Below are 24,498 nucleotides of genomic sequence, written 5' to 3' on the forward strand. Positions count from 1 at the left end.
ATGAAAAACCTGAAAATATTCATAAAAGATAATAGTCTTGCATTGTTGCTAATATTTGCATACATCTTGCTTTTAGCTCCATATTCACTCAACTACATTTTTTACATGCCTGATGAAAGGCATTACGTTGATGCTGCCATATATATGCTCAAGCATGGAGACTACCTGAGTCCACATAACCCGGATGGAGGATTTCGCTTTTTAAAGCCCATTTTCACCTACTGGGTGGTACTTTCCAGTTATGTGATCTTTGGAATTAGTGAATTTAGTTCCCGCTTTCCTTTTCTGCTGGCTGCGGGGATGGTGCTTTGGCTGACGTACCGAACAACATTACTTGCATTCAAGAATAAAGAAACAGCCATACTTTCAGTAATAATCCTTGGTGCAACCCCAATACTACATCGGTCAACACCGTTAACATTGACCGATCTTTTGCTACTGATTTTCTTACAAGTGATGATTTGGGGAGTTATTGGACTGCTGGTTTCCAATATTAAAAAATCCGGCTACTTGTGGGCAATATACATTGGAGCAGGAATGGCAGTGATGACAAAAGGATTACCTGCAGTTGCTTTCCTCATGGTTGCTTTATTCTTTCTATTAGTTAATCCATGGCGACGTTTCCGATTGAAAGAAATTTTGCATTTCCCATCTTTGATCATCGGATTGGTGCTCGGTAGCTTTTGGTATGTAGCAATTTATCAACAACACGGATCAGAAGCAATTGCCAGCTTTGTTGAAGACCAGGTAGGTATCCGCGTTGCTGAGAAAATTGGTCTGATTGCGGTTAATTTTTTCTCTTCTGTACTAGTGATCATCCTTATCATGTTTCCACTGATGCTACCTGGCTGGAGAAGCCTGTTTTATCGCCACTCAGAAATAAACCAAAACAAACAAATAAAGTCCATTTTGGGATTTTCAGTGCTGTGGGTTTTGGCAATGATTGGAATGGCCAGCTTAGTTTCCAAGTTTTATTATCGTTATCTGGTGCCGGTGATACCGGTGATGGCGATGGTAATGGCATATTTTATTTGGTCGCAACAATCTAAAAAAGGAACAAAGCGTCTACTCAAAACTGCCCTAATTATTGCCTATGCAATTTTCATCTTAGTGAATATTGCCGGAATTGCATCAGCCATTCTATTCATGGCCCCCAAATGGTATTTTGCAGTATTTGTAATTAGCATAGGAATTTCAAGTTGGTATTTCACCAAATGGATCAATGAAATACTACTAAAACAATCGACTCTCACCTACCTATTAATGGCTGGTATATTCTTTGGATTATTCTTCGTTATTAAGCCGATCAGCTATCCGGGAGAGGGAAAACAAATTGCGGAAAAGCTTCAAGAATTAAAAATTAAAAATACAGATGCCATTCAGTTTTATGGCAAAACCCGGTCTGCATCACGACTTCGGGTGGCAACTAAGGGAGAATTTTACTTAAAAGCATGGCAGCCTTATCAATCGCAAATTTTGCCGGAAACTGAAGTTGTAATTATTGCTGACACCTACCTCGACTCTTTGGCTTTAGATGATTTTAAGATATATCCAGCTTCAGCCGTTTGGGGTGATATCCGTGTTGATGAAATCTACCAAGCCAAAACCGAGAAAGAACTAAATGAATTGAAATTCAAACGATCTGATTTATATTTCATAGGAATTCGAGAAGAATAAAAAAATGCTGTAGCAGCCGCTTAGCCGTTAATCGGCTTAGCGGCTAAACAATCCTATATAGTGAGGACTTATAATTAGAAGATTTTCTTCATTAAGATCTCGTCCAAGTAAATGTTCGATTGAATATTCAATTCATCAGAGTTCAAGCGAGTCAATTCAAAAGCCAATTCTTTGTTGACCATTGAGCCATTTCGTTGTCCTGTAAAATCATTATACGAAGACATCTCCCATGCAGATGGATGATCAACGAGTCCGGCAACTACCGGATTTTGGTGAATATAGAGCATACAAACCGCGGAATAATCAAGCTCCCCAAAATCACTAACGGAAACGATGCTTTCCTCATTTAACATTTTTGCTTTAGTTTGATGTGCAAACAGTCTGCCTCTCCTTTTGTACACTTTATTGTAAGCTTGGGTATATGAACTTATAAGCAAACCCAATTTTAACGATAAAATTTGTATTTGATAACGATGCTTTTCCTGACTCAACAATATACCCTCTTCTGTTGGTTGTAATAAGAAGTGAAAATGATTTGGCATCAAACACCAGGCCATTATATTGCAATAGGGCAACATATATTCCCGAACCTTACCTAAGAAAAATAAATAGTTTTCTCGCGATTGAAATACGACTTCATTTGATCTGTTATAAATATGATAAGTGGCGTCTTCTTCAAACTTCATAAAATAAAAGAGATGGGTGGATAATTTTCATCAAGTTACAACATTTGAAAATAATATGCCAAACTACTGCACGAACACATGCGCTAAGCCGATTAACGGCTAAGCGCATAACACAGACACTAAAGGTTATTCAGCCAGCCTTCGATATTATCAATTGCCTGAACCATTTTGGGACAGTTCTGCCTAATAAAATCTTCACTCAATGGTTCACTGCCATTCTCGTCCATAGCTTTTTGCAAAACCATTTCTCCATCAAAATCCACATAAGCCATTCTACAGGTTAATTCTTCTGTTTGTCGTCCAAAATCAATTCCAGGAAGTATCGCAACACCGGTATCTTTTAAAAGAGCTTCACACAACTCAAACGAGGTTAGGATACCTTTTGATGCCAACTTCTCCCGATAATGTTCAAAATTAGTGAATAGATAAAACCCTCCTTTGGGCATCGGCATTGTCACATTTTGCGCTTTCAAGCGGGTCGCCATGTATTGTCCCAACGCTTTTAATACTCTTCTTGAATGTATTAAATATTGATCAATCTCCGGATTTTCCTGAAATGCCGAAATTGCTGCATACTGAATAGGCGCACTCGTTGAGGTATAGGTTTCGCTGGCAACTATTGCCATAGCATCCTGCAACCAGCGCAATTCCTTCGGGAAAGTGAATGTCCCCAACCTCCAGCCTCCGGCTCCAGCCCATTTACTCAGCCCGCTACTGATAATTGTACCCTCAGGATAAAACCTTGAAATGGAAACATGCTCACCGGAATGATCCAACAATCCATAAATTTCATCAGAGATTAAAATCAGGTTATATTTTCGAGCTACTTCTGCAAGCTTCTTCAAACGAGTTTTCGGATAGGTTGAACCCGTAGGATTGGACGGATAATTCAAGATAACCACCCTAGGTTTATTAGGATCATTGCGACAAATTAAATCCAGTTTTTCAGGACTTAGTCTCCAATCATTATCCTCACTTGTGGGAACCCATGTAACATGCCGCCCCGCAATACGAGCCTGTGGAGAGTATGAAACCCAGCTTGGAGTCGGAATGATCAATTCACCGTAGTAAACCAGTTGCAAAATAAAAATTAGCTCTTTTGATCCTGGCCCTATCATAATATCTTCAGCTGAACACTTGGTACCTTCATGCCGATAATTAAATTCAGCAATAGCCTCCCGCAAGGGCATCAACCCGCGAACAGGCAAATAATCTTTTTGATGGGCATTCTGACGCAAAGCTTCCTGTACATTTTTAGGTACGGGAAAAGGCGATTGCCCCAGCCCTAATTTGTAAACTGTTTGTCCCTTTTGAATTAACTGGTTACTTCGCTCATTAATCAGCAGGGTCGCAGATTGATTCAATCCACGGACATTTAAGTTTAGATTGACAAAATGGTTACTTTTTCGGACTCGTGGCATGGCGATACATTTTTTGGATTAATGCTTTGGTTATTTATAATCTGATACCTTTTTAAAGTGCAAAAGTTCACTTGAGTTGGATTTTTATACTGTTTTTATTTGGGAAGTTTGAAGCAACAACTGTATCGAACTAAAAAAAATCGCGCTTAAGCATTTACAAATTGCACCATCACAGTAAAGAATAAAACAGAACATGTTAAACTCTATTGAAGCTGAACTGTTTATAAAAGCAAACTTAAAAACAACTGATTATGAGTTTGCTGGAACAATTAAAGACGATGACCGTTGTGGTTGCGGATACCGGGGATTTCGAATCAATCAAAGAGTTTAAACCACGGGATGCAACCACCAACCCCTCACTTATTTTAGCGGCAACAGAAGATGAAAAGTATCAACGCCTCATTGAACAGGCTGTTGTATATGCTAAAACAAAAGGGGGATCAAAAGAAGAAAAACTGACTATTTGTATGGATAAGTTGTCAGTTAATTTCGGTACTGAGATTTTAAAGATTGTTCCCAAACGCGTGTCTACCGAAGTTGATGCCCGTTTGTCATTCGACACGGAAGCTACTTTAGCAAAAGCCCGCCAGTTGATCAAATTATATGCTGATGAAGGTATTCCAAAAGAAAAGATACTGATAAAAGTAGCGTCAACATGGGAAGGCATTAAAGCGGCAGAAATTCTCGAAAAAGAAGGAATTCACTGTAACCTGACCTTGCTGTTCAGTATGGCTCAGACCATCGCCTGTGCCGAAGCCAAGGTACAGTTGATTTCGCCTTTTGTTGGGCGCATTTACGACTGGTACAAGAAGGATCGCAGCGTTGACGATATTCCGGTTAGTGAAGATCCGGGCGTTGCTTCTGTGACCGAAATTTTCAAATATTACAAGAAGTATGGCTATAAAACAGAAGTAATGGGTGCCAGCTTCCGCAAAGCCGGAGAAATTACAGAACTTGCCGGATGCGATTTGCTAACCATTTCACCGAAGTTATTGAAAGAGCTGGATGAAATGGACGGAACGCTTGAGCAAAAATTGAAGGCAGACGATTTGGGTGACTACAATCAACCGAAAATTTCACTAGATGAAAAAGCCTTTCGCTGGATGTTGAATGAAGATGCCATGGCCACCGAAAAACTGGCTGAGGGAATTCGAAAATTCGCCGCCGATATCGTTAAGCTGGAAGCAAAAATCAGGGAGAAGTTATAGGGATATTTTTGCTGACGAAACTCAGAAAGATTACCATTTCAACTCAATTGAAATCGTAACTGAAAATGCACATGGGAACCTGCTTAATCCGCAATATCTTATGCCGTGATCATATGCTATTTCTTATTTGTCAATATTCTTCTAATTTCAGGATTAACCATTTTAGGATCAATTTCATCTGTCATTTCTAAATATCTTAATGCGCTATCCTTTTGTGCAAAATAAGAATAGGCTCCCGTAAGCTTTCCTAGTATCTGGGCGTTCTTTGGCTCAAGTTCCAATGATTTTTTTAAGCAATCCACTGTTTTATGAAGCAATTCTTCATCCTTGGTCTTCAAATATAATTGGGCATAACTTGTCGAAATTGATTGCCAAACCTTCGAATTATCAGGTTCAATTTCAATTGATTTTCTTAAATATTTTATTGAACCTTCAAAATCAGATTGCATTCCTAAAATATTTCCAAACCCCCAATATACGCCTGCATTTAGACTATCAAGTAACCAAGCTTGATTAAATCTCAGCATAGCTGTATCAAGCTGGTTGCGATAAAAATAATCCCACGCCCTTTGGGCATGATATTTCGAAGCAATTTCTCTGTTTTCAAAAGTTTTATCACAACTTGCCAGGAATTCAATGTCTAATCTTATCTGCTCCTTACATTTTTTCTGATTTCCATACTCAGGAAGTTTATTAATTCCTTCGGGACAATGTTCGCTATTACAAGCAATTGCAAAACTAAAAATCAAAAATATCAATATTTTATTCATCCTAATCAATTTATCTGTATTCATTTAAATAAGGTACTCTAAACAGTTGGTAAATATTGTCTGGGCGGATTTAGAAGAGCGTTCCTGTCCGAAATACAACGGGCAAACTCGGCAGAGGGACTTGTTGAATCGATAAGAGCCCCGCCTACTATATAGAATTTGTTAAGCAACGTAATTTTTAAATTATTCATTTTCAACTTCAAGATATAATATGTATCACAATATTTATTTACTATAAAATTTTTGCTGCTTTTGTTCTATTGCATTTCCAACATAAAGTTTGAAGATTGTCATATGTAGTCATCCCTCCTTTAGACAGTGGAATTTTATGGTCAATTTCTAATAATAAATTTGGTTCATCTTCAATTCCTAAACCGCAGGAGCAGCATTTGTAATTATCTCTTCCTTTGATTTTATCTCTTAGTTGAGAAGTCATTAAGGCTCTTTGGCCAGCAATACTTTTCGTCCATTTTATTATATCATTTAAGTAATTGATCAGAAGATTAAGATTTTCAATATTTAGCTTTATATCACATCGCGAAGAACTGTTACCACCTGCTGAAACATATTGAAAGGTAAAAGTTGGAATATATGTTTCACTAATATCAACTGTCTCAAATCCTAATTTTCTAATTAATTGTTCATTTCTAAATTTCTTTATTAGAAATGGAATAGATTTCGATATCCTTCTCATAATTGAATTTCTCTCTCTTTTTAATAAATCTTTACCCTGTTCGACAGATGTGAAATCATTTAGTACTTTCTCAAATTTAGAGAGTGACTCTTCATCATTTTTTATACCAAAATATTTACAAAGGTATTTTATTGGTTGGTTACTAGCATTTTTGCAAACGTTAGCAGAACAATGATGTATTTGATTACTTTGGATGACCTTGCTCCATTCTTTTCTTTGAAAATTATATGCACTATTATCAGTCAATTCTCCTATGCCATAATTGTATGATTCTATGTTTACATAGGAACCCTTTAATTCTTGTATATAATGGTTCAATTCGTTGCAATTATCTGTGTATTCTCTAATACTGCCCTTTATGTGTTTAAATTTTTTACTTCTAAAATATAATTCAAAATATAACAGGAATGCAATAAACGCACCCAAGACAGAGAGTATTACAGTAATGATTACATAAATATTATCAGCAATTAATGTAAAAATCGCGGATAGTATCTTGAATATAAAGAAAATCACTATTCCAAATATTGCTAGTATTCCAATAAACTCGTCAGATTTTTTTGACATATCTTCTGGTTTGATTAAAGAAGGAATCCATATCTGTTTTTAATCTTTTAGATTGGTAGATTTGGTTCTTATCATACTGGATAACGCATTCGGAACGACACATTAGTGCCATTTACATTTCCTGCATTTATCACAAAATGTTTATAATACAATAAAATAGCATTTTAAGTGACACTTTTTGAGTTGCTATTATTCCACGAATTTAGGTGCTAGCAATTTCAAAACTCATCTAATTTACGAAATTGATCTTTAATGATATTTATGATTAGCTAATTTGGAAAGGTTATAAGCTGGGATAACCGCTAAGCCGATAAACGGCTAAGCGGATAGGATAATTACACCATAACCATTTGAAAGAGTGGAGCCCCTCAGTTCTAAAAAATTCAGAATATTGAAAATGGCAATGGAGAGACCGTTGAAAATTTCACAGGGAGGAATTGATCGCCGAGAAGCCTCTGAGAATCTCAGGTCGGGGCAAAATCCTTTTTGTCTCATAAACCACTGAAAACCTTTTGGGACTAAGCTCTGTTGTACTTTTTTCAATTTCTGCCACAATTTTCACGTTTCAGTCTTATTTTTGGGCATTTCTGCCGCAATTTTTAAAGTCCTGTTGAAAATTTTTCATTCTCTGCACCGCAGAGATTCAAAATTTTGAGACTGAAAGAGGAAATAACAAGCAGGGATACCCATTTTACCGCAGAATGCACTAGCAATATCCGCTAAGCCGATAAACGGCTAAGCGGGTAAGCGGGTAAGCGACTGCCAAGAATATTTTCAAAAATACTTATCAGCTTCCTCAATGGGGATGGGCGATAACAGAGGTACGGGTGGTGAAGTTTCCAACTTTGGATTTAGTCAGCGGATAGAATCCACTGCACCCAACAATGTGCTTTAAAAAAGAAAAAGCCCGGATAAACCGGGCTCATTTGTTTGTGTTATGCTAAAGAGATTTACATTTTCTCAATTTACTTATGGAAGAACCGTATCTCCCATCAGGAACATATCAACTTCACGTGCTGTTGCACGTCCTTCGTTGATGGCCCATACAACCAATGATTGTCCACGACGGGCATCACCGGCAGCAAATACCTTTTTCAAGCTGGTTTTAAATTCGCCATACTCTGCTTTAAAGTTAGAGCGACCATCGCGTTCCAATTCAAGTTCTTCGGCAATCTTGTCTTCAGGTCCTAAGAAACCCATGGCAAGTAATACCAATTCTGCTTCGGTTCTCTTTTCAGTTCCGGCAATTTCTTTCGGGAACATGCGACCTTCTTCATTTTTCACCCACTCAACATTCACCGTATGAATGGCTACCAGGTTTCCTTTATCGTCACCCTCAAATTTCTTGGTCATGATTGAATATACACGTGGATCTTCTCCCTGCGTATATGCAGCCTCATGCTGACCATAGTCAACTTTAAGGTTTGATGGCCATTCTGGCCAAGGGTTCACGTCCTTGTTACGCTCAACAGATGGTTTTGGTAAAATTTCCAACTGTGTAACTTTATTACAGCCATGTCTTAACGATGTAGCCACACAGTCAGTACCAGTATCACCACCACCGATAACAATTACATTTTTACCTTTTGCAGAAATGTATTTTTTATCTTTCAGCTTGCTGTCCAGTAAACTTTTTGTATTGGCAGAAAGATATTCCATTGCAAAATGAACACCTTTTAGCTCACGGCCTTCCACGTTCAAATCACGAGGTTTAGTGGCACCGTTTGCTAAAACTACTGCGTCAAACTCTTTTAAAAGTTTCTTAGAACTAATATCTTTTCCAACTTCAGTATTTGTTTTGAAGGTGATTCCTTCTTCTGCCAGGATATCCACTCGACGCTGAACAACACCTTTGTCCAACTTCATATTTGGAATACCATACATCAGCAATCCACCAATGCGATCGTCACGCTCAAAAACAGTTACTGTATGACCCGCTCTATTTAATTGAGCTGCGGCAGCTAATCCTGCAGGTCCAGACCCAACAACAGCAACAGTCTTACCTGTTCTGCTTTCAGGTGGTTCAGGAACAACCCAACCATTTTCAAAGCCATTATCAATAATTGTCCGCTCGTTATCGTGAATAGTAACTGCAGGCTCATTAATACCAAGAACACATCCGGCTTCACATGGAGCAGGACAAACCCTGCCTGTGAATTCAGGGAAGTTATTGGTATGATGTAGGCGATCAAGTGCATCTTTCCAGCGTCCACGGTAAATCAAGTCATTCCATTCAGGAATTAAATTATATACCGGACAGCCAGTTGCTCCATTGTGCAACATCTCGCCACGGTGGCAAAAAGGCACACCACAATCCATACATCTGGCGCCTTGCGTTTCGCAAGTTTCTTTATCACGTAAAACGTATACTTCGTTCCAATCTTTCAAACGCTCTTCAATCGGACGTGTTGGATTGGCGACTCTTCTATATTCTAAAAATCCTGTAAGCTTACCCATGTTCTTTCCTTTACATGTTTGCAATGTGCATATCAAAAGCAGCATCAATGATGTCAGCTTCTTTATCATACTTACCCGTGCTGCGGGCTTTATCAATATAATTCAGCATTCGTTTGTAATCCGTTGGAATCACTTTCACGAATTTAGTTACTGAATATTTCCAGTCAGAAAGAACATATTCGGCAACAGAAGAACCTGTTTTCTCCAAATGTGTTTCAATCATCGCCTTCAATTCTTCCTGCTCTTTTTCATCTTCTACTCGTCCGAGCTCAATCATTTCCATATTGCAAAGACTTGGGAAACTATTTTCAGTATCCAACACATATGCAATACCTCCCGACATACCCGCACCAAAGTTGCGTCCTGTTTTTCCAAGAACAACAGCTTTACCACCGGTCATATATTCACAACCGTGATCACCGATACCTTCCACAACGACTTCAGCTCCGGAATTACGAACACAGAAACGTTCACCGGCAACCCCGCGGATATACGCTTTTCCACCAGTTGCTCCGTAGAAACTAACGTTACCAATTACTATGTTTTGCTCTGGAATGAACTGTACGTTTTTAGCAGGATAGATTGTCAAGTGACCTCCGGAAAGACCTTTTCCAAAGTAGTCATTCGCATCACCCTCAACTTCCAATTCGATACCTTTACACACAAACGCACCAAATGATTGCCCTGCAGAACCGTTCATTTTATAATGAATTGTTCCGTCTGGTAAACCTTCTCCTTTGTGCACCTTGGTTACTTCATGGGAAAGAACAGTACCCACACTGCGGTTAATATTCTTTATTTCATATTCGGCGTAAACCTTTTCACCATCGTTGATGGCTTTTTGAGCAGCTTCAACAAATTTCCAATCCAGAATTTCTTCCATATGGTGGTTTTGCTCTTTGCTACAGAACAGGCCTTGCTCTTCGCCAACTGTTTCTTTATATAAGATTGGGCTTAAATCCAAGCCTTTATATTTCCAATGATAAACATCATCTTTGAATTTCAAGCATTGTGCTTGTCCTACCATTTCTTCGATAGAACGGAAGCCAAGCTCTGCCATAATTTCGCGAAGACCATTTACAAGGAATTCGAAGTAATTTACGACCCAATCCGGATTACCTTTAAACTTAGCACGTAATGCTTCATTTTGAGTTGCAACCCCGACAGGACAAGTATTGCTATGACACTTACGCATCATGATACATCCTTCAACAACCAATGCAGCAGTTGCAACACCCCATTCCTCAGCTCCTAACAAAGTTGCAACAGCTAAGTCACGAGAAGTTTTCATTTGTCCGTCAGACTGAACAACAATCCGGTTACGCAGTCTATTGCGAACCAACGTTTGGTGCGTTTCTGAAAGACCAAGCTCCCAAGGCAAACCAGCGTGTTTAATAGAACTTAAAGGAGATGCTCCAGTTCCACCATCATATCCTGAGATTAATACTGCATCAGCTTTTGCTTTACAAACACCAGCGGCAACGGTACCAACACCAGTTTCAGATACCAGTTTCACATTGATTCTAGCATCACGATTACTGTTTTTCAAGTCGAAAATTAGCTGAGCCAAATCTTCAATTGAATAAATATCATGGTGAGGAGGTGGTGAAATCAAACCTACTCCAGGAGTGGAGTTTCGTGTACGACCAATCCAACCATTTACTTTATGACCAGGTAAGTGACCACCTTCACCAGGTTTTGCTCCCTGAGCCATTTTAATCTGAATCTCTTTGGCCTTGCTTAAGTAATAACTGTTTACTCCAAAACGACCTGATGCTACCTGCTTAGTTGCAGAACACATATCATCTCCGTTTGGCAGTTTTGTATATCTAATTGGGTCCTCACCACCTTCTCCCGAGTTTGATTTCGAGCCAATGCGGTTCATCGCGATTGCCAAGGTTGTGTGAGCTTCCCACGAAATAGAACCAAAAGACATTGCTCCTGTCGCAAAACGCTTCAAGATATTTTCAGCTGGTTCAACTTCATCAATAGAAATTGGATCTCTGTCAGAATTAAAATCCATCAAACCACGCAATGTAAATGCTGCTTTCGTCTGATCATCAACTTCCTGACAGTATTTTTTATATTTATCGTAATTATTCTCTCTGGTTGCTTCCTGCAATAATTGAATTGCTTTTGGACTCAACAAGTGGCGTTCGCCATCTTTTCTCCAGTGATATTCACCACCTGGCTCCAATACTTTTGCACCACCAGATCTGGTTGGATACCCTTGACGATGTCTGGCCATTGCTTCTTTGGCAATGTCATCCAGGTTTAGCCCTTCAATACGGCTAATTGTTCCGGTAAAGTATTTGTCAACCACATCTGAATTAATTCCCAGAATCTCAAAAATTTGAGCTCCCTGGTAAGATGCAAGTGTTGAGATTCCCATTTTAGAGAAGATTTTCAACAATCCACCACCAATTGCTTTGATGTAATTGCTAATTGCTTTCTCCTGAGTAATTTTACCAAGCGCGCCATCAGCAACCATTTGCTTGATCGAGTCAATTGCCATATATGGATTAACGGCAGAAACACCGTATCCTAACAATGTAGCAAAATGATGAACCTCACGCACATCACCCACTTCCATAATGATATCGGCCTTACCACGTTTTCCGATACGAATTAGGTGGTGATGCACTGCAGATGCAGCAAGGATTGATGGAATTGGAGCATGATCAGTACTAATTGCAAAATCTGTTAATAAGATAATTGAATATCCTTCATCAATTGCATCTTCAACGTAAGAACATAAACGTTCCAACTTTTTCTCAAGCGTTCCTTCCAATCCATTTGCCTGGAAAACAATGCTTATCTTCTTAGTCTGAAAGTGAGTATGATCTACATAAGCCAATTTAACCAACTGCTCATTAGTTAATACAGGCTGAGGAATTGCGATTCTGCGACAATGCTCTGCAGATTCAGTAAGAATATTTTTAAACCCACCGACATACGTTCTCAAATCCATTACTACGCGTTCGCGAATTGGATCAATCGGTGGATTGGTAACCTGTGCAAATAACTGCTTAAAATAATGCGACAAATTCACAGGGCGATCAGAAAGCACTGCCAATGGATTGTCAGCACCCATAGATCCCATTGCTTCTTTTCCGCTTTCAGCCATTGGCTTAAGAATCACCTCGATATCTTCGTTCGTGAAACCGAAGGCCTTTTGTCTTTTAAAAATGGTACTTGAATCAGGATCTTTCAATTCCAAATCAGGAATAGAAGGAAGGTCATCAAGATAGGTCATATTATCTTTAACCCAGTCACCGTAAGGTTGACGAGTACAAATATCAGCTTTCAATTCTTCGTCAGAAATGATGCGACCTTGCTCCAGGTCAGCAACAAACATTTTACCTGGTTGTAAACGTCCGCGAATTTTCACTTCATCATGATCGACATCGATAACACCTGTTTCTGACGCCATAATCAACATATCATCCTCTGTTACACAATAACGAGATGGACGTAAACCATTTCTGTCAAGTGTAGCACCTACTAATACTCCATCAGTGAAACAAACAGATGCAGGACCATCCCATGGCTCCATCATTGCAGAATAGAATTCGTAGAATTCTTTTTTGCGTGGATCCATCTCAGGATCATTTTGCCATGCTTCAGGTATTAACATCATCAATACATGAGGCAATGATCGGCCACTAAGCACTAGCATTTCAATGGCCATATCCAGATTTGCACTATCTGAAGCCTGCAAGTCACAGATAGGGAAAATCATTTCCAGTTCCTCGCGGGTAAATGCAGAACATTCAAGCAGTGCTTCGCGGGCACGCATCCAGTTCACATTTCCTTTGTTGGTATTAATCTCACCATTATGCGCAATAAAGCGGAAAGGCTGAGCTAATTTCCAGGAAGGGAATGTATTGGTTGAGAAACGAGAGTGTACCAAAGCAATTGCACTTACAGCAATTGGATTTGATAAATCTTTAAAATATAGAGTCACCTGATCGGTGGTCAATTGTCCTTTGTAAATGATGGTTTTGTACGAACAAGAAATAATGTTCAATCCATCATAGCCCAAACCTGCAACAGATTCGCGGGCAAGTCTTTCAGTATATTTCCTGAAAATAAATAATTTACGGTCAAACTCTTCAACCGACATTTTTTCAGGTTTCGCGATAAACAATTGCTGGATGTATGGTTCAGTCGCCATTGAGTCGCGTCCCAGATCTGAATTATCTACAGGAACTTTACGATATCCTAAATATGGCAATCCAAATTTATTTAAATTACGGCTGATTATATCCTTACATTCAGATCGTTTTCTATCGTCTTTAGGGAAGAAGATCATGGCAACACCATACTCGCCGAAGGTAGGAAGCTTAATCCCCTCCTTAGGACATTCCTCCATGAAAAGTTCATGAGGGATTTGTATCAAAATACCTGCACCATCACCACTTTTTATGTCGAAACCGGTTCCCCCGCGATGTTCCATTCGTGCCAGCATAGATAAGGCATCAGAAATAACAGCATGCTTTTTTCTGCCTTTTAAACTGGCAACAAACCCAATGCCGCAACTCCCGTGTTCAAATTCAGAACGGTATAAGCCTTGTTCTTTTTGAAATCCTTTCTGCATCATTTAAACAATTTAAAAATTTTTATCACCCATTCTTCACATTCCTGCTACTTCACGTCAGGACACAACACTAGCAATTGAAACAAGTTTCAACTACTATAAATTCATAAGCAAAACCCACAAAATAATTATGAAGTGAAAGCAAAAATAGCGATAAAAGCGCTAACATCCAATTTTTCAGCCAACAAAATATGCTCGACAACATGCCAAAAAACCTTTACTTTTTGTACTCAATTTTGTAATAGAATGAAATCAAGCTAGTTACAAAAACATGACAAAAGTCAGGTCCAAAACCTCCAACAATCAAGGTTAACGTTTAATTAACAGAAGTCATGTTATTTCAGCAAATTACCTATTGCCTTTTCGACTTTTCCGAAGTTAAATCCATCTAAAACCTTCTTCATCTTATGAGTAATTTCAGGTAAACATAGATTTCCAACACTTCCTGCATGGGTATGATTCACTTCCCGAGACGGTTCATACTCGCCTTTATCTATTGCAATTCCAACCTGTTTATAGGCATCCCTGAATGGCACACCCTCCTGAACAAGCTTATTTACATCTTCAACACTAAATACGAATTTGTACCTGTCATCTTCCAAAATATTTTCTTTCACTGACATTTCCGCCAACGCAAAAGACGCAATTTTAAGACAAGATTTTAACTCATCAAAAGCAGGTAAAAACACCTCTTTTACAATCTGTAAATCACGGAAATAACCGCTAGGAAGATTATTGACCATCATAGTAACCTGAACCGGAATTGCCTGTATTTTATTACAATGAGAACGCAGCAGCTCAAACACATCCGGATTCTTTTTATGCGGCATAATGCTTGAACCTGTAGTCAATTCTTTTGGCAGGGATACAAAACCAAAGTTTTGACTCATAAACAAGCAAACATCATACGCCAGTTTTGATAAAGTTGCAGCGATAGATGACATTGCAAATGCCACTGTTTTTTCCATCTTACCACGTCCCATTTGAGCATAAACCACATTGTAATTCATCGAGTCAAAGCCCAATAGATCGGTTGTCATTTGACGATCCAGTGGAAATGAAGAACCATAACCAGCCGCCGACCCCAAAGGATTTTGATTAGTTATTTTCCAGGCTGCCTGTAACAACATTAAATCATCAATTAAACTTTCAGCATAAGCACTATACCACAAACCGAAAGAAGACGGCATGGCAACCTGTAAATGGGTATACCCCGGCATCAAATGATTCTTATAGCTTTCCGCCTGCGAGATCATCACTCCAAACAACTCATTTGTAAGCTGAACCAACTCCTGAATTTCTCCCCTGGCAAATAGCTTCAAATCCAGCAATACCTGATCATTTCGCGATCGTCCACTATGTATTTTTTTTCCAACATCACCTAACTTTTCAGTTAGCATTGACTCTACCTGAGAATGCACATCCTCTACTCCTTCAGCAATCTCGAACTCTCCGGTTTCTGCTATCTTATAAATCGATTTCAGTTCGGCTAGTAAAAGACTCAATTCTTCGCTTTCAAGTAAATTGATTTTCTCAAGCATCGTTGCATGAGCCATTGAACCAAGAATATCAAACTTAGCCAAATACAGATCCAACTCACGATCTTTGCCAACTGTAAAATCTTCAATTAATTTATTTACCGAATAACCTTTATCCCAAAGTTTCATTACTGCCTCTTTTTTCAATAGAATTACTTCTATAATTATATAGAAATAATCGCTGCATTATACAATTTATAAGTATTTCGCCCAAAGATACTGAAATTATAAGCAAAGTTGTATTTCCACTTGCATCACCGAATGCAATTTGTTTTCTGGTTCACAAAAAATTCACCAATTTTGCAGACAATATATATCGTTCAAAAATCAGAACATGTTTGAAAAAAACAATCTTCGCTGGCTAGTCCTATTCGCTATAATTTTTGCATTAATTACGTATTATTTTGGTTTATTTATTGACCTTACCGGTGATGCAGGTAAATATGCTGCCATCGCAAAAAATATATTCATTGACGGTGACTTCATCAATCTAAAAATACATGGCGATCCATACGACCAGAAGCCTCCACTCCTATTTTGGTTGTCGACGCTTGGATTTCACACATTTGGCTTAACAAATTTCGGATATAAATTTTTTGCGGTCTTGTATGCATTAATTGGTGTTTTTGCAACCTACAAGCTGGCAGAAAGTCTCTATAATAAAAGAAGTGGAATTATTGCAGCGATAACCATCTTCACATCTCAGATATATTTTCTATACTGCATGGATGTCCATACTGACACAATTCTGCAAGCCAATGTTGCATTTGCATTATGGCAACTTCATGATTATCTGAAAAAGAGAAAAACGCTGAATTTCATTCTGGCATTTGTTGGAATTGGGTTAGCCATGATGAGCAAAGGACCAATTGGCGGAGCTGTTCCTGCCTTTGCGCTTGGAACTCACCTCTTGTTAAAAGGAGACTTTAAAGAAATCTTTAAACCAAAATGGATTATTGGTATTGCAATTGCTCTACTTACCGCCTCTCCTGCTCTAATTGGATTGTATAACCAATTTGGATTGGAAGGAATTAAATTTTTCTTTATAACCAACAACGTTGGAAGGATCACCGGGAACTATGTTGGAAGCAATACCGATTATATTTTCTACCTGCATACTATATTATATATATATGCCCCCTGGAGCTTTTTACTTGTTGGAAGTTTATTTTTAGAGTTCCGTTCTCTCATTAAAAATAAATTCAAACATGATGAATACTTTACGTTTGGTGGCATCTGGATTTTCTTCATCATCCTCTCTATCGCAAAAGGAAAAGCTCCAAACTATCTGTTTATCCTTATTCCGCTTTTCACTGCATTATTAAGTAAATGGATTGATTGGATATTTACCAATGGGACTAAAAAACTCCGAAACATTTTTGAAAATCTCCAAATCAGCATGGTCGGACTGTCGTGGATTGTTTTGCTTTCATTTATGATCTACCTCTTCCCTACAGATCAATTTGCGTATTGGACACTTGTTTTGGTTATTCTTATAATGACTATATATATATATACAAGAAAAAATATTGTTTGGATAAAGCTTTTTGTTCCAGGGATGCTAATCATCACGCTAATCAACTTTTACCTGAACACCCAAGTACTGCCATACACATTTCAATACCAATCCTCAATTGCTGCAACACGCACCTTTAATAAAGACGCATCCGACGACGCAGTTCTATACAATTATAATTACGAACAATTTGAACTGTTCTTCTACGGAAAAAATGAAGCTGTACATATTAAAGATTGGGAAATGCTGAATAAAGCGGCTCATACTCCAAATTCCTGGATATTCTGTTATGAACCCGGCTTGGAGGATATAAAATCAATGAATACACCTATTGATACGATCTACACATTCAAGCACAGAGGCATGAATCGGGTCGGAATTCAATTCATTTTACCAGAAACAAGAGAAAAATCCCTTAAAAACACCTACCTGGTGAAAACAAAATAACAAGCAATACTGCCTGCAATTATCTTTTCGATACAAAGTTTACAATTAATTAACACTTTAACACAAAACACATTGCTTTTGTGTCTTTTTGACATTTTATCACTTTCAAAGCTCACTTTATGCCAGAAAAAGCATTTTTTAAGCTTGCACCCCCTGTTTTTTTGACATTTTTCTAAAAAATAAATACTTTCCCGGACTGCACCCCTGTCATTTTTACACTAATTTTGTTGTTTATATGTCTTTTTGAAACATTTTACCCCTATTTAATATCTTTTGTTTTGAAAATATATATACTTTTGAACCGGAGACATTAAAGAACAAAGAGGGTCATCCCTCACAAAGAGCATTATTAAGAGATCACACGTTAAGGCAAAGCAAAACATTTTATTAAAGAAGTTTAGTTAAATCCTTAAATTTTTAAATCATGAAAAAGACACTTATTTTGATTTTTGTACTGGCAACAACTTTTGCATTTAACGTACAAGCACAAGACTCTTCTTTTGACACAGGAGTGGACATCTACTCAAGTTACATTTGGCGTGGTGCTAAATTTGGTAGCGGACCAGCATTTCAACCTTACGTTGAATATAGCACTGGTGGGTTTGCATTAGGCGCGTGGGGATCTGTTTCATCAAGTACTGATGAAGGTTACGAAATGGATTTGTATACAGGTTATGATTTCGGTCCTGTTTCAATCACTGTAACAGACTATTATTTCGGTGGTGACTGGACTGATGGTGACATGCATTATTTTGAACCTAGTCTTGGATTAGCTTTAGGTGATTTCGGTTTCACTGCAGCTTACATGACTGGTGACGGCGTTGATGACACTTACCTGGAAGCTTCCTACTCATTCTCTTCTCTTGATGTATTCGTAGGCGCAGGTGATGGACAATACACTGTAGATGGTGATTTTACTGTATGTAACGTAGGAGTTGGTACTTCTAAAGAAGTAAAACTTACTGACAGCTTTTCTCTTCCTGTTTCAGGATCTGTTATTCTTAACCCTTCAACAGGTGGATTCTTCATTACAGTAGGTATCTCTTTATAATCACTAAATACGACTTACAATGAAAAAAATTGAAGCTATTATAAGAAAAACCAAATTCGACGAGGTGACTGAAGCACTTCACGATGCTGGTATCGAATTCTTCTCCTTCTGGGACGTACGTGGGGTTGGACAATCAAGAGAAGAGCGGGTTTACCGTGGTGTTGTTTATGACACAAGTACTATTGAAAGAACTATTCTCTCTATTATCGTGCGTGACAAGAATGTTGAAAAAACAGTTCTGGCTATTATGAAAGCTGGTCGTACTGGTGAAATCGGCGATGGAAAGATCTTCATTTCTGACATTGCAGAATCATACAGGATTCGTACAGGTGAGTTTGGTGATGAATCATTGTTCATCAAAGGGAAAGAAGAATAATAACCATAAAAATTAGAATATCATGGACGAAACTTTACAAGGCCTACAGATAGGTATAGATAACATGTGGTTATTGATCGCCGCTTTTATGGTGATGTTTATGCAACCAGGATTTGCAATGGTTGAAGCTGGTTTTACCCGCGGAAAAAACACTGCAAACATCCTGATGAAAAACTTGATGGACTTTTCAATCGGTTCTTTACTATATTGGATTATTGGTTTTACATTAATGTACGGAGACTCTATTGGAGGATTCATCGGAACTCCAGATTTATTCTTCATGAGTGAGGGATTTGGTGACAACTATTCCGACTATGCTGACTTGTTCTTCCAAACGGTATTTGCCGCAACCGCTGCAACAATCGTTTCCGGAGCAATGGCTGAACGTACAGAATTTAAAGCTTACTTGATCTTTAGTATTGTTATTACTGTTCTTATTTACCCAATTTCAGGCCACTGGACATGGGGTGGTGGTTGGTTAAGCCAACTTGGATTCCATGACTTCGCAGGTTCTTCTATCGTTCACTCTGTTGGTGCATGGGTAGGTTTAGCAGGTGCTGCTATTATTGGACCTCGTATCGGTAAATATGGAAAAGACGGAAAAGCGAAAGCGATTCCAGGACACAACCTTGCATTGGGAGCTTTAGGTGTATTCATTCTATGGTTCGGATGGTTTGGGTTCAACCCTGGTTCACAGCTTGCTGCTGCCGGTACTGACAATGCTGTAGCTATTGGTCACATTGCTGTTACCACTAACTTGGCTGCTGCTGCTGGTGCTGTAACTGCAATGATGGTTTCATGGGTACGCTATAAGCGTCCTGCTCTTTCAATATCATTGAACGGTGCGTTAGCTGGTTTAGTTGCTATTACTGCTGGTTGTGATGCTGTTGATCCTGTTGGTGCAGTATTGATTGGTACTATCGCTGGATTTGTATTACCATTCGCAGTTGAATTCTTCGATAAAATATTAAAAATTGATGATCCTGTTGGTGCAATATCTGTACACGGTGTAAGTGGTGCTTTAGGTACCCTTGCTGTTGGATTGTTCTCCACTTCTGAAGGTTTATTCTACGGAAACGGAGCTAAATTACTAGGTATTCAAGCAATTGGAGTATTTGCATTCTTCGTTTGGGCTGCTGGTTGTGGTCTGATCTTATTCTACATCTTGAAGAAAGCAGGAGTACTTCGTGTCTCAAAACGTATTGAGGAGGAAGGCCTGGATGTCTACGAACATGGAGAAAGTGCCTACAATTAATAATTTCTTCAGCCTTTAAGTCTGTAGCTTTCTCAAGGGTCCGTCATTTGACGGGCCCTTTGCTATTTTGTACATTTACCTATTTGTGAAAAACTTCTTTTCATTATAAACGTTATTGATTACTAAATACCAGAAATACAGCAAAAATGAACCTCATACCAAAGCCAGTCAATAAATTCATCCACCAAGAAGCTTCATCCAGCATACTTTTACTCGGCGTAACCATTCTTACTTTGCTTGTCGCAAACATTGGATTTTACGACGAGTATTACTCATTTCTACATGAAAAGATCACTTTTGCAGTCGGTGACTTCCATTTGTCAAAAAGCTTGACATTATGGATTAATGATGGATTGATGGCCATATTTTTCTTTGTTATTGGGCTGGAAATTAAACGAGAAATTTTAGTTGGTGAACTATCCAATTTCAAAAAGGCGAGCTTGCCTGTATTTGCAGCAATCGGTGGTATGCTTTTTCCAATAATTATTTTTCTCGCATTCAATCCACAGCCGGAAACACAACAGGGCTGGGCAATTCCAATGGCGACCGACATTGCCTTCACCTTAGGTATTCTGAAATTACTGGGGAAACGAGTGCCTTATGGATTGAAAATATTTCTTACTGCATTTGCCATTGTTGATGATTTGGGGGCTATTATTATTATTGCGTTTTTCTACAGTGCAAGCATAAAATGGAACTTAATATTAATTGCATTTGCGATATTCTTTGTACTCCTTATTTTAAGCCATTTTCGAAAATACTCAGAGTACTTATTTTTTGTTGCAGGGATAATTATCTGGGTACTTTTCCTTAAATCCGGAATTCATGCCACCCTAGCTGGAGTACTAATTGCGTTCGCGATACCGATTCGTAAAAATATTAAGATTCAATATTTCCAGGAAGGGATGGATAAAGAACTAGAAAAGTTCAGAGTCGTTTCCTACGATCGCAAAACGAGGTATATTCTCACCAAAGCTCAACTGGAATCGGTAAATAGTATTGAATCGCTGACAGAACAAATTCAGTCTCCGGTTCAAAACCTGGAAAATAAGCTACATGGGTGGGTTGCTTTTTTAATTATGCCGGTATTCGCGTTTGCAAATGCTGGCGTATTAATAAGTGCCGAGAGTTTCTCGCAAATAAACTTTTCACTGGTTATTGCGGCCAGCCTTATTCTTGGAAACCTTATTGGGATTGGTGTTTTCTCCTATCTTGCATTAAAACTTAAGATTGCAGAATTACCTAAAAACACCAGTCTGAGAGATCTAATAATTGTCGGAATACTTGGTGGTGTTGGCTTTACTATGTCACTATTTATAACAAATCTTTCATTTGAAGATCAACTTTTTATTGATGCTTCAAAAATTGGGATTCTAATCGGTTCTTTAGTAGCAGGGATTGCAGGGTATCTTTTACTACGATTAACGCTAAAAGAGAAAAAGGAAAATTGACCGAGCTATTTCAAACTCTCAATTTCTCGAATGATAGGCTAAGCAACTCCTTTAAACCATTCTTGAAAATATTCGCCAACAACAAAAACTGGTTTTAAATCTTGATTAATAGCCCCAACAAGACTTACAACCCAAAGTATAAAAGCGATAATTCCTAAAATTACTCCTAAAGCAGGGATTACAGTTCCCACTAACCCGATAAGATAAATTCCTAAGGTTTGCCTTAAATAAAATGAACTTAGTTCGTCCTTTTCATTCATGTTTAGAACTAACACAATTATCCATCCAATAATTGTAATGTGAGAAATAATTGCTTTTGCATGTGGATTCATAATCGATACTTTTAGTTGACTGTAATAATAACTCTTAGCGAAATTAATATAAATAATTGTTTTAACGCTTTAATTACAACTAAAGGAAAAAAATGGCTACTCCCCCTACTGTTACAATTGCACCAACTACTTCTTTCCAATTAACTTTTTCCTTAAAAATAAGAATTGCAGGTGGAATAATTAACACTGGAACAATTGCCATGATCGTAGCTGCAATTCCCGCTTTGGTATGTTGTATTGCAAGCAAGGAAAATGAAACACCCAGAAAAGGGCCAAAAACGGAACCCAAAGTAATACGTTTCATTGCCGATTTATTTTTAACTGCCGAGACAACACGACCATATCGCTTCATAAAAAATAGTAAAACTGCGAAACCAACGATTCCTGTTAATACTCGTATCTGGGAAGCAGCAAAGGCATTATAGTCACCCATTCCCTTTTTACTTAAAACTAATCCTACTGCTTGTCCCAAAGCACCACCAAGAGCTAACAAAATCCCCGGAACTGAATATGCAGAAGTTAAACGCTTTCTTAACTTTTTATCCCCGTTCAGTTCTTTATTCTCACGCTTTAAAATAACGATACTGATTCCTGTGAGCGTAACAATCATCCCAAACCAGTTCATTGGAGATAACACTTCACCCAATATGAAATACGATATAAAAGCAGTGAAGGGAGGTGTCATGGCCATAATAAGCATCGAGATTCTTGCGCCCACGACCACAAATGCCTGGAATAAAAAAAGGTCTCCAATTACAAAACCAATCAGTCCAGATAAGGAAAGCCACATCCATGCTTCGAAGCTTGCATCAAACGGGAAATACATTCCACGGGTAACTTGAGTATATAGGCAATAAATGAAAAAAGCAATTACTAATCTGATTAGATTTACAGAAAGAGATCCAACTTTCTTTCCTGCAGATTCAAATGCCATGCTTGTTACAGTCCAAAAAATAGCTGTCAACAAAGAGGCAATTTCACCAAAATATGCCATTATTTTTCATCCTCCATATCGCTTAAATGAAGGTCAAGTGCCTTTACCGAGATTAATATTTCCTTGATTGAGAGTGATAGTGACAATATTAATAAAACCAGTGCAATTCCAAATATCAACTCTGCCCAGCCTTGCATTTGAATATACACCAGAAACATACACAGCACACACAGGAGCAAACTAGTGATTCCTAGAACTTGCATCGAACGGGTAAGAATCAATCTTGTCCTGAGATTTTCAATCTGTCCTAGTAACAATCTTGACGGATTTTCCTTAAAACTAGAATGAAGATTCCGTACAACTGTAGCATAAGCCAGAAATCGGTTGGTATATGCAAGCAATATCAATGATATTGCAGAAAATAATAAAGCGGGAGTTGTTAATGTTAATTGGTCCATAACAGATATTTGCTTCAAAAATAAAGATTTATTATTGATCCTAATACCAAAAGATTTTCATTTATATTTTCTTCCAACTTTCAGTAATTTAGTGGCATGTTGAAAATATTAATAATAAATAGCGCAGAACCTGAGATTTTCGAATTTGCTGTTAATATCGAAAAACTAATTCCGTCACATTTGGCAACCTGCCAAATTATTAACTACAGAGAAGCAATAGCTGTCAATGTGGATTCATATGATGGTATATTTATTTCAGGTTCGCCACAAGGAGATGACATTGTTGAGCATCATCAGCCCTATTTCCTATGGATAAAAGATTCAAAAAAGCCAATTCTAGGCATTTGTGCCGGGCACCACATAACCGGTTATTTATATGGAGCGGAATACCTAAGAAGTGTTGAACCCGAATCAGGAGATGTTTTAATTGAAGTACTGAAAGATGATCCCCTTTTTATTGATCTGCCTCACTCATTTTTAGTTCGCCAGATGCATAATGATTCAGTTCCGTTACCAAAAGGTTTTATCCATCTTGCTCAATCAAAAGTCTGTTTTAATCAAGCGATGAAACATGCAGAGAAACCATTATACACCTTGCAATTTCATCCGGAATATCTTAATCCTGAAATAATTCACAATTTCACATCGATCTGTATAAAATATAGAATGTTGTAAATCACTGCAAAATAGAAAAGGTGTTGATTTCTCAACACCTTTTTCTAATATATCTTCAAAAATCAAGCTTCCGCAGGAGGTCCGCCAAAACTCATAGGAGGCATCATGGGTTCATGACCACCACTACTCAATTTTATTGGACCATGCATTTTCTCGAATTTCTTAACGTTGTCTTCAAGGGCTAGTAAAAGTCGCTTGGCGTGTTCAGGAGTTAAAATAACTCTTGATTTCACATTTGCTTTTGGTATACCCGGCATAATGCGGACAAAGTCAAGAACAAACTCCGAGGATGAGTGAGTGATAATAGCCAGGTTTGAATAAATCCCCTGAGCTACTTCTTCACTTAACTCAATATTCAGCTGATTTTTTTTGTTATCTTCCATGA

Annotated in this window: 20 protein-coding genes; 9 read left to right on the forward strand and 11 right to left on the reverse strand. The window is 38.1% G+C overall.

Annotation, left to right across the window (positions count from 1 at the left end):
- Positions 1 to 1,677, forward strand: a complete 1,677-nt coding sequence (locus ACUNWD_RS08015; RefSeq protein ID WP_445587274.1) for an ArnT family glycosyltransferase — start codon at positions 1 to 3, stop codon at positions 1,675 to 1,677.
- A 74-nt stretch (positions 1,678 to 1,751) separates the two neighbouring features.
- Here ACUNWD_RS08015 and ACUNWD_RS08020 read toward each other — a convergent pair whose 3' ends face one another.
- Positions 1,752 to 2,363 carry a transposase gene (locus ACUNWD_RS08020; protein WP_445587275.1) on the reverse strand — a complete coding sequence of 204 codons (612 nt, stop codon included), beginning with the start codon at positions 2,361 to 2,363 and terminating at the stop codon, positions 1,752 to 1,754.
- A 119-nt stretch (positions 2,364 to 2,482) separates the two neighbouring features.
- Positions 2,483 to 3,784, reverse strand: a complete 1,302-nt coding sequence (locus tag ACUNWD_RS08025; RefSeq protein WP_445587276.1) for a pyridoxal phosphate-dependent aminotransferase — start codon at positions 3,782 to 3,784, stop codon at positions 2,483 to 2,485.
- A gap of 251 nt (positions 3,785 to 4,035) precedes the next feature.
- Here ACUNWD_RS08025 and tal point away from each other — a divergent pair, with 251 nt between their 5' ends.
- On the forward strand, positions 4,036 to 4,992 hold the full coding sequence (tal, locus tag ACUNWD_RS08030; protein WP_445587277.1) for a transaldolase: 957 nt from the start codon (positions 4,036 to 4,038) through the stop codon (positions 4,990 to 4,992).
- A gap of 116 nt (positions 4,993 to 5,108) precedes the next feature.
- Here tal and ACUNWD_RS08035 read toward each other — a convergent pair whose 3' ends face one another.
- Complete coding sequence (locus ACUNWD_RS08035; protein ID WP_445587278.1) at positions 5,109 to 5,519, reverse strand: tetratricopeptide repeat protein; 411 nt, start codon at positions 5,517 to 5,519, stop codon at positions 5,109 to 5,111.
- A 183-nt stretch (positions 5,520 to 5,702) separates the two neighbouring features.
- Here ACUNWD_RS08035 and ACUNWD_RS08040 point away from each other — a divergent pair, with 183 nt between their 5' ends.
- Positions 5,703 to 5,804 (forward strand): hypothetical protein, encoded by a 102-nt coding sequence (locus tag ACUNWD_RS08040; protein WP_445587279.1) that lies wholly within the window; start codon positions 5,703 to 5,705, stop codon positions 5,802 to 5,804.
- A 190-nt stretch (positions 5,805 to 5,994) separates the two neighbouring features.
- On the opposite strand, the gene ACUNWD_RS08045 is transcribed toward ACUNWD_RS08040, so the two are convergent.
- The 4 genes from ACUNWD_RS08045 to argH all read right to left on the reverse strand — a co-directional run bounded on the left by ACUNWD_RS08045 (position 5,995) and on the right by argH (position 15,747).
- Entirely contained in the window at positions 5,995 to 7,023 is a 1,029-nt protein-coding gene (locus tag ACUNWD_RS08045) for an HNH endonuclease (protein WP_445587280.1), read from the reverse strand.
- 969 nt (positions 7,024 to 7,992) lie between these two features.
- Positions 7,993 to 9,480: a glutamate synthase subunit beta gene (locus tag ACUNWD_RS08050; RefSeq protein WP_445587281.1), complete on the reverse strand. Its 1,488-nt coding sequence runs from the start codon at positions 9,478 to 9,480 to the stop codon at positions 7,993 to 7,995.
- 10 nt (positions 9,481 to 9,490) lie between these two features.
- Positions 9,491 to 14,083 carry a glutamate synthase large subunit gene (gene gltB, locus ACUNWD_RS08055; protein ID WP_445587282.1) on the reverse strand — a complete coding sequence of 1,531 codons (4,593 nt, stop codon included), beginning with the start codon at positions 14,081 to 14,083 and terminating at the stop codon, positions 9,491 to 9,493.
- 332 nt (positions 14,084 to 14,415) lie between these two features.
- Positions 14,416 to 15,747, reverse strand: a complete 1,332-nt coding sequence (gene argH, locus ACUNWD_RS08060) for an argininosuccinate lyase (RefSeq protein ID WP_445587283.1) — start codon at positions 15,745 to 15,747, stop codon at positions 14,416 to 14,418.
- A 205-nt stretch (positions 15,748 to 15,952) separates the two neighbouring features.
- Here argH and ACUNWD_RS08065 point away from each other — a divergent pair, with 205 nt between their 5' ends.
- The 5 genes from ACUNWD_RS08065 (at position 15,953) to nhaA (ending at position 21,714) form a co-directional block, all read left to right on the forward strand.
- Positions 15,953 to 17,581, forward strand: a complete 1,629-nt coding sequence (locus ACUNWD_RS08065) for an ArnT family glycosyltransferase (protein WP_445587284.1) — start codon at positions 15,953 to 15,955, stop codon at positions 17,579 to 17,581.
- 424 nt (positions 17,582 to 18,005) lie between these two features.
- Positions 18,006 to 18,632 carry a hypothetical protein gene (locus ACUNWD_RS08070; protein ID WP_445587285.1) on the forward strand — a complete coding sequence of 209 codons (627 nt, stop codon included), beginning with the start codon at positions 18,006 to 18,008 and terminating at the stop codon, positions 18,630 to 18,632.
- 19 nt (positions 18,633 to 18,651) lie between these two features.
- Positions 18,652 to 19,008 carry a P-II family nitrogen regulator gene (locus ACUNWD_RS08075; RefSeq protein ID WP_445587286.1) on the forward strand — a complete coding sequence of 119 codons (357 nt, stop codon included), beginning with the start codon at positions 18,652 to 18,654 and terminating at the stop codon, positions 19,006 to 19,008.
- Between the two features lie 22 nt (positions 19,009 to 19,030).
- Positions 19,031 to 20,263: an ammonium transporter gene (locus tag ACUNWD_RS08080; protein ID WP_445587287.1), complete on the forward strand. Its 1,233-nt coding sequence runs from the start codon at positions 19,031 to 19,033 to the stop codon at positions 20,261 to 20,263.
- 146 nt (positions 20,264 to 20,409) lie between these two features.
- A complete protein-coding gene (gene nhaA / locus ACUNWD_RS08085) occupies positions 20,410 to 21,714 on the forward strand; it encodes a Na+/H+ antiporter NhaA (RefSeq protein ID WP_445587288.1) in 1,305 nt (434 codons plus the stop codon).
- Between the two features lie 38 nt (positions 21,715 to 21,752).
- On the opposite strand, the gene ACUNWD_RS08090 is transcribed toward nhaA, so the two are convergent.
- The 3 genes from ACUNWD_RS08090 to ACUNWD_RS08100 all read right to left on the reverse strand — a co-directional run bounded on the left by ACUNWD_RS08090 (position 21,753) and on the right by ACUNWD_RS08100 (position 23,438).
- Positions 21,753 to 22,046 (reverse strand): hypothetical protein, encoded by a 294-nt coding sequence (locus ACUNWD_RS08090; RefSeq protein ID WP_445587289.1) that lies wholly within the window; start codon positions 22,044 to 22,046, stop codon positions 21,753 to 21,755.
- Positions 22,047 to 22,125: 79 nt separating this feature from the next.
- Positions 22,126 to 23,040: a DMT family transporter gene (locus ACUNWD_RS08095; RefSeq protein ID WP_445587290.1), complete on the reverse strand. Its 915-nt coding sequence runs from the start codon at positions 23,038 to 23,040 to the stop codon at positions 22,126 to 22,128.
- Positions 23,040 to 23,438: a DUF2721 domain-containing protein gene (locus tag ACUNWD_RS08100; RefSeq protein WP_445587291.1), complete on the reverse strand. Its 399-nt coding sequence runs from the start codon at positions 23,436 to 23,438 to the stop codon at positions 23,040 to 23,042. Before ACUNWD_RS08100 ends, ACUNWD_RS08095 begins: the two co-directional genes overlap by 1 nt.
- Positions 23,439 to 23,534: 96 nt before the next feature.
- On the opposite strand from ACUNWD_RS08100, the gene ACUNWD_RS08105 reads away from it, so the two are divergent.
- Positions 23,535 to 24,113 (forward strand): type 1 glutamine amidotransferase, encoded by a 579-nt coding sequence (locus ACUNWD_RS08105; protein WP_445587292.1) that lies wholly within the window; start codon positions 23,535 to 23,537, stop codon positions 24,111 to 24,113.
- Between the two features lie 62 nt (positions 24,114 to 24,175).
- Here the strand turns inward: ACUNWD_RS08105 and ACUNWD_RS08110 are convergent, their stop codons facing one another.
- Positions 24,176 to 24,496 (reverse strand): DUF3467 domain-containing protein, encoded by a 321-nt coding sequence (locus ACUNWD_RS08110; RefSeq protein WP_445587293.1) that lies wholly within the window; start codon positions 24,494 to 24,496, stop codon positions 24,176 to 24,178.
- Positions 24,497 to 24,498 lie beyond the last annotated feature (2 nt).

The organism is Sunxiuqinia sp. A32 (assembly GCF_052690465.1).